Below are 14,257 nucleotides of genomic sequence, written 5' to 3'. Positions count from 1 at the left end.
TCGACAGGCAAAACAAGTTGATTTATGCTTAGTTGGTCAAATTAGAATTCTACAAACGATGAAGAGAATGAGCACCCAAAATTATTTGACACAAAAGATGCTAAAATATTCGTTGATCATTTTGCTATGTTTAAACATCAACGGCATAATCTGCGCAATTCACTCGCAAGAACCTCCCTTGAATCGTGCTAGCATTGAATCCATTCGGCCGGTACCATCAGTTGATTCAGAAATTGGCAAGACTGAGCTAACCAAGTTCGGTTATAATTTGTTTGGTTCTCCGGAGGAAATGATAAAAAATTTGTTTTCAGGTGGATTAATGTTTCCCACAAGCTATCGTCTGGGGCCAGGGGATCGCTTGGGCATCCACTTATTGGGCAAATTCCAACAGAGCTTTGACGTCATTGTCAATGTAGAAGGCAAAATCTATATTCCGACAGTAGGGGTATTATTCGTTGCAGATATGAGCATCGATGAGGTCAGCAAACTATTGGAGAAACAGTTAGCCAAATATTATGACAATTTCTCGCTCAGTCTGATGCTAATAGAACCGAAGCGCATCCCAATATTAGTGGCTGGAGACATCAATCGACCTGGAAAATATTATCTGAGTTCGCTTAACACGGTTTTAGATGCCATGATGGCTGCAGGTGGCCCAACCCCACATGGTTCATTACGCAATATCAAAGTCTATCGAGAAGATCAGCTCATCACAACAGTCGATTTTTATGAGTTTTTGTTGACAGGGAAACTGCGCAATGAAATCTACTTGCAACAGTACGACCGAATCGTAGTACCCTTGGTGGAATCAATGGTCAGCATCCAAGGGGAGGTTAAGCGTCAAGCTAAGTTTGAATTAAAATCTGGCGCTAACGAGCGCTTATCCGACCTCATTGATATGGCTGGCGGTTTTACAGACCTGGCATATCTCAACAAGATTGAAATTAGCCGACTGCTACCTAATGGAGATCGCACTGTTTTCTATGTGAATTATCATGAGGTTTTGAAAAATGATAGCTGTGCTGATAACATTATTTTGAAAAATGAAGACCAGGTGAAAGTCTACTCTATTCTTGAACAGACGCATCCCAAATATGTTTACATCCATGGCGAAGTAAAAAGGCCAGGCCAATATCCCTTCGAGGAAAACTTGCGGTTATTAGATTTAATTTTAAAAGCTGGTAATTTGACTCGAAGCGCTTATATCCTCGAGTGTGAGGTAGCGAAAATTGACCCTAAAATGCCGACTCGATTTAAACAAATTCCTCTTCAACGCGTGATGATCGACCCTAATAGTGAACATAATGTTTTGCTGGAAGAGGATGATCGGGTATTCATTCGCCGTATACCTGAATGGGAGGTTGGGCCGACCGTGGAGGTCCGAGGCGAAGTGAATTTTCCAGGAATTTATGCAATTACCAAGGATAGTACTCGGTTGAGCGAAATTATTGATAAGGCCGGGGGCTTCACCGAAAAAGCACTGATCCGCGATGCCTCGCTGATTCGACCGAGCGTTAAAACCATGCCTGATAAAGAGCTGGAGCGATTGATGAAGCTCACCCCGGACCAAATGTCGAAAAATGAATATCAATACCTTGTCATGAAACAGAACGCTCAAGACATTTCGGAGATCGTCGTGGATTTCTTTAAGGTCTGCGTGCTGAAAAACAAGGCGGATGATCCAATTTTAGAAGATGGCGACATCATCAATATCCCGCGAGCTCCTCGCGTGGTTTATGTAACCGGGCGGGTGGCGAAGCCAGGCGGGGTGGTCTTTAAGCCGAACAAGAAGATCAAATACTATATAGAGCAGGCCGGTGGTCTTGCCTGGGATGCCAAGGTCAGGGGAACCAAGGTCATCAAAATTACTGGCGCCATTCTTGAAGATGAAAAAGTAAAAAAACTGGAAGCGGGCGATATCATCTGGGTTCCCAGAAGACCAGATCGAAACTGGTGGGCCCTATTCAGTCAAACTATCGCTGTTGTCGCCCAATTGGCGACCATCTATCTCATCGTTGATAATGCGATCAAACGCTAATTCTATTCAGGAGTATTGCATTGATGTTGCCAGAGCAGAAGGCCAATGATATTGATCTCTGGGACTATGTGTTGGTGTTGCATAAACACCGTCAAATGATTCTCAGGAACGTAATGGTAGTTGCATTTGCAATTGCGCTGATCAGCTTCATGCTGCCAAAAACCTATAGGGCAGTGACAACGATCCTTCCGCCAGAGGAAGCTCAATCCATGGAGTTGTTTAGTGCACTATACAATTCACCATTATCGAACTTGATTCTCAACGAGACCAAGACGAACTCTGACCTTTACGTTGAAATTTTAAAAAGTCGCTCAGTTCTGGATTTAGTGCTATCTCGTGAATTCCAATATCCAAAGGATTCCCAGAGGGCTAATAATAAAACGCTGCTTCAAATTTTGCATCAAAAAAGCCTTGAAAAAGGGCGAAAAAAATTACTGTCAAAGATGAGCGTCAATGCCTCTCAGGAAGGGATCATTACCCTCTCAGTTGAATTGAACGATCGCTATTTAGCATCTGATGTAGCGAATGCCCTGGTTGAAGCCTTGGATAAAGTAAACAAACAAAAGATCAGTTCCCGGGCAAAAAATTCTCGGATTTATATTGAAAATCAACTCCAAATCACTGAGCAAAAATTGAAAGCGGCCTCTGAAGAACTGGTAAAATTCCAGGAAAAATATAAAGCTGTTTCTCTGGAGGAACAGACTAAGGCAGCGATCGAAAAGGCAGCGGAACTGAAGGGCAAAATTTTAGCCAAAAATGTTGAATTGGGGGTTGCACTTCAAACTATGAAACCCAACAACGTCTATGTGGTGCAGCTCAAAAAAGAGATCGAGGAACTAGAACGCCAATATAATTATCTCCAATATGGCAAAGAAAAAGCCGATATAAAAGATCAAAAGGAGTTCTATATTCCGTTTGCCAATATTCCGGAAGTAGGATTGGAATTGGCCAACTTGATGCGCGAAGTAAAAGTGCAAGAAACCGTATGGGAGTTGCTGAATCAGCAGTATTATCAGGCCAAAATTCAAGAAGCCAGGGACACGCCAACAATCCAGGTGCTGGATGAGGCGGTACCGCCAGAACTGAGTAGCCGACCTAAAAGAAAGCTGTTGGTGTTGGTCGGCTCGTTTTTGGCGCTGACCCTAAGCATGTTTTGGGCCTTTGTAATAGAATATCTGGAACGATTAAGGGGCCATACCGAAAGCCATAATCAAATCGATAGAATAATGAAAGATCTCAAAAATGATTGGAATCAAATTAGAGATTACATTAGGAAACTCAAAGAACAATTCATTAGGAGGACAAAGTCATCGAAACCAAACAACAAATCCGATTAGCACAGGTGGGGGTTGGAAATTGGGGGAAAAATTTGCTAAGAAATTTTTATAACCTCCCTCAAGCGAAAATGTCCATCATTTGTGACAGCGATAACACAGCGCTATCGCGGGTTGCGTTAGACTACCCTGGCGTCGATGTCACGACTGATGTCAATCGGCTCTATGACAGGGAGGATATTGATGCGGTGATCATTGCCACACCGCCAGAGGTGCATTATGAATTGGCAAAACAGTTCCTGTTGCGGGGAAAACATGTATTTGTTGAAAAGCCGATGGTATTAGATTTGGCTCATGGCGAAGAACTCACCCGTTTGGCGAAGCAACAGCGTCGTTTGTTGATGGTAGGTCATATCCTGGAATATCACCCCGCGTTCGAAAAGGTGAAGGCCATGATCGATTCAGGTGAGTTGGGCGAAATCTATTACATGTACACGTCGCGAGTCAATTTGGGAATAATTCGCCAGACGGAGAACTCCCTTTGGAGTTTTGCTCCGCATGACATTTCGATTATTTTGATGTTCATGAATCAGGAGCCGGTCCGGGTTGTGAGTACCGGCCAATCTTTCATTCAGCCTGGAATAGAAGATGTGGTTTTCACTACGCTCCATTTCGCAGATGGCAAAATGGCACATATTCATGTGAGCTGGCTCGATCCCCATAAAATTAGAAAAGTGACGGTCGTCGGCTCCAAAAAGATGGCTGTGATCGATGATATGGAAGCCTCGGAGAAGATCAGAATTTACGATAAAGGTGTTCATTTCACGGGCAACTACACGGGTTTCGGAGAATATCTGACCTTAAGGATCGGCGATATTCTGATCCCAACGATCAAAAATGTTGAGCCGTTGAAGGTTGAATGCCAGCATTTCATCGATTGCATCTTGAACAATAAAACCCCTCGTTCTAATGGCGAAGATGGCCTTCGAGTGGTACGAGTGTTAAATGCGGCCCAACAATCGCTTAAACAGGGCGGAGTACCAGTTTATTTATGAAATCAATCATCAAAAATTATAGAAGAAAGGTATTACAAGTATGAACAGCATGAACATAATAGACACAACAGCGAAAATTGGCGAGGGTACGTTAATTGGAAATTTTACTGTGATTCAACAAAATGTGATAATCGGAAAGAATTGCACCATAGGAAATCATGTCGTGATTCATGAAGGGACAGTGATCGGCGACCAGGTGCGAATCGATGATAACACGGTGATCGGAAAACAGCCAATGCGGGCGAAGCGGAGCATTTTCAAATCAGAGCCAGTGCCACCTGCGGTGATCGGCAGTCATTGCATGATTGGCGCCCAAGTGGTGATCTACGCTGGCAGCAAAATTGCTGATCATATTTTAATTGCCGATACGGCGGCCATTCGGGAAAATGTCTCGATCGGCGAATATACGATCGTTGGACGAGGTGTAACAGTTGAAAATTTCTGCACTGTGGGCAAAAAATGCAAACTGGAAACAGGCTGTTACATTACCGCTTATTCGGAAATCGGAGATTACTGTTTCATCGCTCCGATGGTAACGACGACCAACGATAATTATTTGGGACGGACAGAGGAGCGATTCAAACATTTCAAGGGCGTCACTGTGAAACGCGGTGGCCGTATCGGTGGCCGAGCGGTGATTTTACCTGGCATTACCATTGGCGAGGATGCCGTGGTTGGAGCTGGCGCGGTCGTAACCCGAGATGTCCCTCCCAGACAAGTCGTGGTGGGAGTACCTGCTAAATATTTTCGCGATACGCCAGTTGAGCAGTTATTGGAAAATCAGGGATGGGATTAGGTGAAGCTCCAAATAAAAAATTCCGAATCCCAAACAAATTTCAATTTTTAAAATTCAAATTTCAAACAAAAAATAAGCTACATCAGTTGGACTATACCGCCGAGGTGTAGTCCAACTGGTAATAACTTTCAAGATGATTTAAAATTTGGATTCTGCCTCGTTAAACTGTAGAATTTTCGTGTCATTCCGAATGGAGCGCAGCGGAATGAGGAATCTTTAGATTTACTCCAACAAATGATTTGAACTGATTCCTCACTTCGTTCGCAATGACATATCTGATCTGGAGTTTTGCATTTCGACACAATCTGCGCAGGTGGAGCCCAAATTGGCTGTGGGAAATAAATGTATGAAAATTGTCTCTATCGTCGGCGCCAGGCCACAGTTCATCAAAGCGGCGCCAGTTTCAAGGGCGCTACGAAAACAACATCAGGAGCTATTGCTGCACACAGGACAACATTATGACGATAACATGTCAAAGGTGTTCTTTGACGAATTGGGGATTCCTCGGCCAGACATCAATCTTGGCATTGGCTCGGACAGTCATGCTCGCCAGACCGCAGCGATTATGATCGGGGTGGAGCAATACTTGCAGCAGGAACAACCTGATTTAGTCCTGGTGTACGGCGATACCAATTCCACGCTGGCGGGGGCGATTGCGGCCAGCAAATTGCACATCCCGATTGCTCACGTTGAGGCGGGACTGCGCAGCTTCAATCGGGCCATGCCCGAGGAGATCAATCGCATCGTGGCGGATAAGGTGGCGGATTTGCTTTTCTGCCCTACCGCTACGGCCGTGAAAAATTTGGCGGACGAGGGAATTACCAACGGCGTTTTTAACATCGGAGATGTAATGTACGATGCAGCGCTGCAATTTGCCCCCATTGCAGAGCAGAAAAGTCAAGTTTTTGATCGGCTGAAAATCGAGCCGAAGCATTATGTATTGCTCACGCTGCATCGGGCTGAAAATACAGATTCATGCGACAATTTGAAGCGCATTATCACCGCTCTTAGCCAAGCCAAGCAGCGAATCGTTTTTCCTGTGCATCCTCGTACCGTGAAATTATTGAAGCATTATCAATTATACCAGATGCTGGAACGGGCCGAGCACGTGACAGTGATAGAGCCTGTCAGTTACCTTGATATGATTATTTTAGAGAAAAATGCTGAAAAAATTCTAACTGACTCTGGCGGTGTGCAGAAAGAGGCTTACTTTTATCGAGTGCCGTGCATTACGCTGAGAAATGAAACCGAATGGGTGGAGACCGTGGCCGATGGCTGGAACTGCCTGGTTGGGACCGATGTCCCAAAAATTTTGGCGGCGCTGGAGAGCTTTTCTCCCAATGGTCAGCAGCAGGGGCATTACGGTGACGGCAGGGCAAGCGAGAAGCTAGTTGAAATTTTGAATTCATATTTTCATAACGCATAGAAGTCATAGATTCGGCGCGGAACACAAAATCCTATCGCTCTCCACTCAGCATCCTTTTGCCCAAGAAAGAAATTCTAATTTTTCGTATGATTCATTTCACATTCAGAACTAAATTCCTCGGAGGAGTGATCGGACTTATTTTATCACTCGCAGCAGATAGTCTTTATCCTCAGGCCACCTATGTTCCATTGAATCATTGGGTCTACGATTATTTAGAACGCCTGGAAGCCAAGCGCGTGATTCATGGATTTGTAAATTCCAGCAAGCCGTTATCTAGGATCGAAATCGCCCAGCATCTTGCGAAAGTTCATTTAGCAATGGATGCTCTAAATCAGATCGAACAGGATCAATTAAATTTTCTCAACATCGAATTTAAAGAGGAACTGGCAGGATTGTTCGAACATTCAAATGCATACCAGACCCGAATCCAGCAGCTTCGGAACAACAAATGTCTCAAAAAAGTTCTGCCAGATTTCATTTATCGAAACAATCGAAATCTTTTTAGTTGGCGGGAAGATCAGTTTCAGCTTTTTTTCGATCCCATAATCTACCGTTATCGAAGTTACAGCAGCATGGATGCTTCGAGCCGAACCGAGCGGCTGTTTCAAAACAGCAATGGCATTCGCCTCTGGGGCAATTGGGACAATTACCTCGGTTTTTTCATCGATGTGCGGGATACGAAAGAATGGGGCACACAAAAGTATCGGCTGGGCAATTACACGCTGCCTCGGCTGGGCTTTGTGCGAGCCACCTCGCCCGATTATATTTATCACGATGAGACCGTCGCTTATCTAAAAGTCGGCTTCAAAAATTTTCAATTGGCTTTTGGCAAATTCAGCAACTATTGGGGCAATGGCCGCACGGGCAGCCTGATTCTGTCCGATTACGCCACCTCGTACGATCAGCTCAAGCTGGAATTCATTTTTAAAAAATTCAAATTCACCAGCCTCTATGCCCAACTGATCGACTATGAGGAACATGAGCAGGATATTTTGCAGCCGAAGAAATATTTCGCCGGCCATCGGCTGGAATTTTTGCCCTGGTTTTGGCTGGCACTGGGTTTATCAGAAAGCGTCATTTTTAAAGGCCGAAATTTCGAGCCTGCTTATATCAATCCCGTAATGTTCTTTCGCAGCGCCGAACATTATCTCGGCAGCCCAGACAACATGATGATGGGGCTGGATGTCAAATGCACTGCAATCAACAATTTCAAAATTTATGGCGAGCTGCTCATCGATGATATCACTACGACGAAATTAGGCACGGATTGGTACGGCAATAAGCTGGGCTATTCTCTCGGCGCTTTTTGGGTTGATCCATTGAGCATCGATAATCTGGATTTGAGAATCGAATACACTCGGATTCGGCCGTATGTATATTCCCATGCTGATGGCATCAATTATACCCATTACCAATCGCCATTGGGTCATTGGAGCGGCCCCAATTCTGATAATCTTTACAGCGCTTTGAACTACCGTTGTTCAAAGCATCTGGTGACGACATTATTTGCCCAATTCAATCGGCATGGGGCAAATCCTGTTGATAAAAATGCTGGTGGCGATATTGAGCGGCCGCATGTTATCGGCGATGACCAGACGGTTAGCTTTTTAACTGGACATTTAGAGAAAGAGACTGATTATGGCTTAAATTTTTCATATGAGCTGATTGAGGGATGTTTTGTTCAAGCAGGGTATCAGTTTTCGGCATCTAAGAATATGATTACAAAAAACGGCCAGCGTGGTGATAGTAAAGGCCACGCCATGAGCTTTTCATTGGGATTGAATTATTAGCATACCGTCGGAGTTAAGGCGTCAGCCTTTTCCTGAATCGGAGCGAATAAAAGCCTTACGGCTTAACTCCCCATTTCCCAATCAGCGTTATTCGGAAAATTAGCAAAATAAGCGGTCATGAATAAAAGCCTGACGTCTGAACTCCCCAATTCAATCAGAGCAATTCCGAAAATTTGCGAAATTTGCGGTCTAAAAATTTCCAAGGCTGTCCCTACGCCATACTATTTTTAGAAGCGAAAGTTTGATGAAATCATAAGAGATGCAAATTGCATGTAGCTAAGCGGATTACCCAAAATTTTTTATGGCTATCCATTGGCGAGGCTATTGCCAATGGCCTGGCATTTTTGAGCACAGTTTACCTGTCCCGAACCCTTACCGAAATAGGATTCGGTAAAATAGCTTTTGCTCAAGCTGTGGCAACTTATTTGCTTTTATTCGTTCACGCAGGATTGCCGACCTTCGGCATTCGGGAAATTGCCAAATATAGGGAGCGGGTCAAAGAATTTTATATTAACATAGCAGCCCTGCGATTGTTGTTGGCAATTTTCATCTTCATCTCATCTGCACTGGTCATTTGGCAATTGCATCTGGCAAAGGAAATGAAGATTTTATTGACCAGTTTTGCGCTGCTGGTTTTTTCCCAAGCAATCTTTTCGGACTTCGCTTTTCAAGGCGCAGAGAAGATGGAGATTGCTGCGATCGGCCGAAGCTTGGTTCAATTATTATTTCTGATATCGATTTTCATATTCATCAAAAGCAGCGATGACATAACGAGCGTTCCAATGCTGAAATTCGGCAGTGAACTCATCGCTGGCATTGCTTTATTGGTCATCTTTTTTGTTCAATTCGGACGTTGCTCGGAAAAAGATGTAAAATTTTCTGATTGGAAGGCCTATCTAAAGGAAGCCTGGGTGATTGCTGCTTCATTGATTTTAATCAATGTTTATTACACATTCGACACGTTATTATTAGGCTTGCTAAATCAGGCAGCCGTGGTAGGATGGTATAATGCAGCTTATAAGGTTATAATGCTATTCGTCGGGATTGCTGGACTGCTGCAATTAGCCTTTGCACCATTTTTTGCCAGTGAAAAAGATAACCAGCCGCTGTTTAAAAAAGGGATGGCGGGTTTTTCAATGGCGCTTTTATTTCTGTCCGCGTTGATCTGCGGCATGCTCTTTTTCGGTAGTGAAGATCTCGTTTTGTTTCTTTACGGCAAAAGCTATTTGCCCAGCATCTCCATCCTGCGGCTTCTGAGCATTTCCCTATTCTTTATTTATTTGGATACCATATTTCTATCGCCCTTGTTATTCACGGGATTTCAGAAATACTATCTGATTTCGGTATTGATCGGAGCGATTTCCAATATTGTGCTCAATCTGATTCTAATCCCGATTTGGAGCTACAAAGGCGCAGCGATTGCCAGCATTTGCAGCAATTTTGCAATTGCGCTGTCAGGAGCGGTCTTTTTTGCCAGAAGCTTTTATTTTGATCATCGTTTGCTCATCAAAATGATGATGGGGATAGTGACTCTTGCGCTTGTAACTTTTATGATTCATCATCTCCAGCTCAGACCGCTTCTATCAGTTGGTTTGTTTGTTTTGGTATTCAGCGCATCTTTTTTGATGCAATATAAGAACGATGTCGACTTTTTGATTCAAAAGATAAAATTATGAGCTTCGTCAAACAAAAAGACTACTACTCACATGTGCGATCTGATCTGTTGAAATTGTTGCCATCCCAATTAACACTCGAAAAAGTGCTGGATGTCGGTTGTGGTGTTGGTGTTACAGGACAATATCTCAAAGACCAGATGCGGGTGAAAGAAGTAGTCGGAATCGAGCTCAATGCCGAAGCAGCGCACCAAGCGAGGGCGGTTTTGGACCAAGTGGTAATCGGCGACATTCAACAGATCGAGCTGCCTTTTGGGCCAGACCATTTTGATTGCATCATCTGTGCCGACCTATTGGAACATCTATTTAACCCCTGGGCAGTTCTTAATAAGCTGAAAGCTTACTTGAAACCCACTGGCTGGATGTTGTTGAGCGTCCCGAACGTTCAGCACTGGTCGATGATCGTCAATTTGCTGAGGGGGGAATGGCGATATCAGCATGAAGGAATTCTGGATAATACTCATATCCGATTTTTCACACGATCGAGCGTGCGAGACATGGTGGAGCAAGCAGGTTATGAAATCGAAATAATCAAAGGTGTAATGGGCCAAGAAGTTCGTTTATTTAATCTTGTCACTTTAGGTGTTTTCTCGGATTTTTTATCGTTTCGCTATTTTGTCCTGGCGAGAAAATCGAACCGCAAATAATCCAAATTGAGCGTATTATACCAACATAACATGCATATGTGGATCAAAAATGAACCATAAGCGCGTCCCTTCAGTTGCAGTTATCATTTTAAATTGGAATAATTGGCAAGATACGGTTGAATGTCTGGAATCATTGGCGCAGATCGATTATCCCAATTATCAGGTGATTGTTATTGATAATGGATCTTCCGATGATTCGGTTGTTCAGCTCAAACACCGATTTGATTGGATTCGATTATTTGAGACAGGAGAAAATTTAGGTTTCAGCGCTGGCGTCAATTATGGCATAGAGCGGGCAAAAGATTCAGAATTGGTTTTATTACTGAACAATGACACCATCGTCGCTCCAAATTTTTTAACTGAGTTAGTAAAGACAATTCAATCTGATAACACGATTGGGTTAGTTGGAGGAAGGATTTATTATCTCGATGTAGCCAAAACTGATACCGCATTATTCTGTCGACAAAATAAAATTTGGTCTGCTGGCGGAGGTATTAGTAAGCTCACTAAAAAAGCTTTCCATATCGGGGACAAAAAAATCGACCATGGGCAATACGACCAACAGCGAGAGGTAGATTTCTTATCTGGCTGCTGTTTGCTGATAAAACGAGAGGTATTTGAAAAAATCGGACTACTGGATCCTGATTATTTTATGTATTATGAAGATGTCGATTTTTGTCTGCGGGCTAAGGCACATGCCTATAAAATTGTTTATTCACCGAAGGCGATTATCTGGCACAAAATTCGGCAAGTGGCAAGAAAACAATTCGCCGACTACTATCGAATGCGGAACCATTTCGTACTTTTAAAGAAGCGATATTCCGATATGTTCGTTACCCGTTGCCTGATTGGGTTGTGCCTTTTGATTGAAAGAACAGGACGGATAATATTCAGAAAATTCGTTTATCAAGACACTGAAAAAATAAGTGATCGCATCTCTGCTCTGCTTGATGGTTTCCGAGAGGGATTGATCTGGTCAAATACATGAATGAAAAATTAATCAAATACAAGCGATTTTTAAAATGGTCCTTGACTTTTATCGTACTAGAAACTGCTTTTTTAATCGTTTCTTTGAATAACGAATTATTTTTTTCCAAAGTTTTGATCAATTATTTATTAGTTTTATCGCTTGTACCATTGGTCATTGAACAGATCAAACGGGGTAAAATCGATCCGTTATCTCCTTTCGCTATTTTTTCTTTCTCTTATACTTTGCTATTTGGGATAAAAGCGGTAGATATCCTAGTGTTTAGGCGGATCCTTTTTCTGGAAGATCATCAATTTTATATTAAAGCCTTAATCTATGCAATTATTGGGTTGCACTTCTTTCAAATAGGCTATTTTACAAAAGCCTGGCAGCTTCTAACCAAGAAGAGGCAAATCATTAAGCCCATTTGGTCATTTAAAAAATTTCAGCATATCCTAAGTTTCTATTCTATTATAAGCATTATATCGTTTTTGGTCATCATCAAATTGTCAGGAGGTTTTTCATTTTACTTTCAAAACATCCATGCCGCCATGGTAAAAATAACTTCTGGATCTGCCTTGTTTTTCATGGCGGTTCTGCTCATTGAGGTGCCATTGCTATTGTGGTTTAGTTATGTTTTAGAATTAAAAAAAAATGCTTTTGCTTTTAGCCTCTTTTTAGCACTGGTGCTATTTTTGTTTTTTTCCCTCGGTGAGCGCGGACATCTCATTTCGTTGGTCATCTCCTTATTAGCCATTTATCATTATGAAAAAAAGAATTTAACTTTGAAATCTTTAGTGCTTTTTGCTGTGGCTTTTATTTTATTTCTGAGCATCTATGGTCAGTACAGAGAATTTAGCAAACATAATATATCAATCAAACGTTTAGGATTCAATGCAAAAATCGGATTGGAGGCCGTATATCACACGGCAATGGCGGATTTTGATCAATTGATCCGAGTAAAAGATATTTTAAAACACACACCAGATGGTTTAGATTATCAACTCGGAAAAACCTTTTTGAATTTATTTTTCAAACCGATCCCATCGAGGATATGGGACGAAAAGCCACAGGGTGCTGGACTGATTGTTACCAAACATTTATACCCCAAACACTTTCAAGCCCATGTGACGGTTGCTCCTTCGTTAATTGGAGAATTATATTTAAATTTTCATATCGTTGGAATAATTTTGGGATTTTTTGTATTTGGCGTGATGAGTAGGGCGCTATATGAAAAGCTTCAATTCTGCCAAGGCAATAAAAATTTTTTAATCATATATGCGACATTGTTGCCATTCATTTATAGTGAACTAAGAGGTGATTTCGCGGTAGTGACCTCCTTTTTAATTTTTAAGCTCTTTTTTTTACTATTAGCTCTAAATTATGTCACGGTACAACAGAATCGTTATGCTTTTTCCGATAAAGGTTTAATTGAGATAAGTACACATTATGAAAATTTGCATTGATGCGCGAGTGATAATCAATCATCAGACTGGTTTGGGTAATTACACTTATAATTTGATAAAGTCATTGCTATCCATAGATCAAGAAAATTCATATTTAATTTTTATAGGAAGCTCATTGCGCAAAGATCATCCAATTCACTTGTTAGAGCAAAAGAATCTAATAAAAAAAATTTTGAATATACCTCCAGTATCGATCGTGCAACACGCATTATTGCCAATCGAGCTGATAAAAGAAAATCCAGATATATATCATTATCCAAATTGGGATATTCCATTATTTCATCCAATCAAGTCTATTTTTACAGTACACGATCTGACTTATTTGCTATTGAATGACGCATATTTAAAACACAAATGGATCAAGAGATCTTATACAAAATTGAATATACTTTGGGGGCTCAAAAAAGCAAAAAAAATAATTGCGGTATCAGAAAGCACCAAAAAAGACTTGCTGAATCATTTTCAAGTTGTTCCGAACAAAATCAATGTTGTCTATGAGGCATGCGAAGATATTTTTGATAGTGATAATTTGACAAATTCAACAATGAAATATCCTCATGAGCCGGAGAAGGAATTCAAATATTTCCTTTGCGTTGCTGAAACACGACCACACAAAAATTTGGTTCGAACCATCCAAGCTTTCAACCTTTTTAGAGAGCAACATAAGGGTTATAAACTTATCATCACTGGCAAACCGTATTCGTCCTATTTGGAGCCCCAAAAAATAGTGGACCAGTTAAATTTGAAAGATGATGTGCTCTTTTATGGTTATGTGGAGACTAATAAATTGGTTCGGTTATATCAAAATGCAGAGGCTTTGCTATTTGTTTCCCTTTATGAGGGATTTGGATTGCCCATTTTAGAAGCAATGTCCTGCAGAACGGCTGTGATAACATCCAATTTATCTGCCACCAATGAGATTGCTGGGGATGCTGCGATTAAGGTTAACCCGTACGATGTGAATGCAATCTCTGAAGCAATGAACAGAATTGTTGAAGATAAAACGCTTAAAGACAGCTTAATTCTCAAAGGACTCGAAAGAAAAAGGCATTTTAGCTGGTTAAAGGCAGCAGAACAGACACTGGCTGTTTATGAAGCAGCATACAATAATTAGCAGTAGAGCTT

Annotated in this window: 11 protein-coding genes; all 11 read left to right on the top strand. The window is 41.8% G+C overall.

The genetic code is table 11. From position 1 onward, the window contains the following. The first annotated feature begins 289 nt into the window (after positions 1–289). The 11 genes from ONB37_07210 (at position 290) to ONB37_07160 (ending at position 14,246) form a co-directional block, all read left to right on the top strand. Positions 290–2,038 (top strand): SLBB domain-containing protein, encoded by a 1,749-nt coding sequence (locus ONB37_07210; GenBank protein ID MDZ7399932.1) that lies wholly within the window; start codon positions 290–292, stop codon positions 2,036–2,038. Between the two features lie 23 nt (positions 2,039–2,061). Beyond that, positions 2,062–3,375 carry a Wzz/FepE/Etk N-terminal domain-containing protein gene (locus tag ONB37_07205; GenBank protein ID MDZ7399931.1) on the top strand — a complete coding sequence of 438 codons (1,314 nt, stop codon included), beginning with the start codon at positions 2,062–2,064 and terminating at the stop codon, positions 3,373–3,375. Between the two features lie 5 nt (positions 3,376–3,380). After that, the gene (locus tag ONB37_07200; GenBank protein ID MDZ7399930.1) at positions 3,381–4,367 is read left to right on the top strand and encodes a Gfo/Idh/MocA family oxidoreductase; all 987 of its coding nucleotides are present in this window, start codon (positions 3,381–3,383) and stop codon (positions 4,365–4,367) included. Positions 4,368–4,416: 49 nt separating this feature from the next. After that, positions 4,417–5,163, top strand: a complete 747-nt coding sequence (locus ONB37_07195; protein MDZ7399929.1) for a DapH/DapD/GlmU-related protein — start codon at positions 4,417–4,419, stop codon at positions 5,161–5,163. A 346-nt stretch (positions 5,164–5,509) separates the two neighbouring features. Continuing rightward, positions 5,510–6,589 (top strand): UDP-N-acetylglucosamine 2-epimerase (non-hydrolyzing), encoded by a 1,080-nt coding sequence (wecB, locus tag ONB37_07190; GenBank protein ID MDZ7399928.1) that lies wholly within the window; start codon positions 5,510–5,512, stop codon positions 6,587–6,589. 125 nt (positions 6,590–6,714) lie between these two features. After that, entirely contained in the window at positions 6,715–8,379 is a 1,665-nt protein-coding gene (locus ONB37_07185) for a hypothetical protein (protein ID MDZ7399927.1), read from the top strand. A gap of 266 nt (positions 8,380–8,645) precedes the next feature. Continuing rightward, a complete protein-coding gene (locus ONB37_07180; GenBank protein MDZ7399926.1) occupies positions 8,646–10,055 on the top strand; it encodes a flippase in 1,410 nt (469 codons plus the stop codon). Beyond that, entirely contained in the window at positions 10,052–10,699 is a 648-nt protein-coding gene (locus ONB37_07175) for a class I SAM-dependent methyltransferase (GenBank protein ID MDZ7399925.1), read from the top strand. Before ONB37_07180 ends, ONB37_07175 begins: the two co-directional genes overlap by 4 nt. Before the next feature lie 49 nt (positions 10,700–10,748). Continuing rightward, positions 10,749–11,687, top strand: a complete 939-nt coding sequence (locus ONB37_07170) for a glycosyltransferase family 2 protein (GenBank protein MDZ7399924.1) — start codon at positions 10,749–10,751, stop codon at positions 11,685–11,687. Next, the gene (locus ONB37_07165; protein ID MDZ7399923.1) at positions 11,684–13,132 is read left to right on the top strand and encodes an oligosaccharide repeat unit polymerase; all 1,449 of its coding nucleotides are present in this window, start codon (positions 11,684–11,686) and stop codon (positions 13,130–13,132) included. The genes ONB37_07170 and ONB37_07165 overlap by 4 nt, the downstream gene beginning before the upstream one ends. Then, a complete protein-coding gene (locus ONB37_07160; protein MDZ7399922.1) occupies positions 13,116–14,246 on the top strand; it encodes a glycosyltransferase family 4 protein in 1,131 nt (376 codons plus the stop codon). Before ONB37_07165 ends, ONB37_07160 begins: the two co-directional genes overlap by 17 nt. Positions 14,247–14,257 lie beyond the last annotated feature (11 nt).

The organism is candidate division KSB1 bacterium (genome assembly GCA_034506395.1).
In the GTDB taxonomy this organism is placed as follows: domain Bacteria; phylum Zhuqueibacterota; class Zhuqueibacteria; order Thermofontimicrobiales; family Thermofontimicrobiaceae; genus Thermofontimicrobium.
The sequence above is the reverse complement of the archived record's forward strand: the minus strand, read 5'-3'. Positions and strand labels throughout refer to the sequence as shown.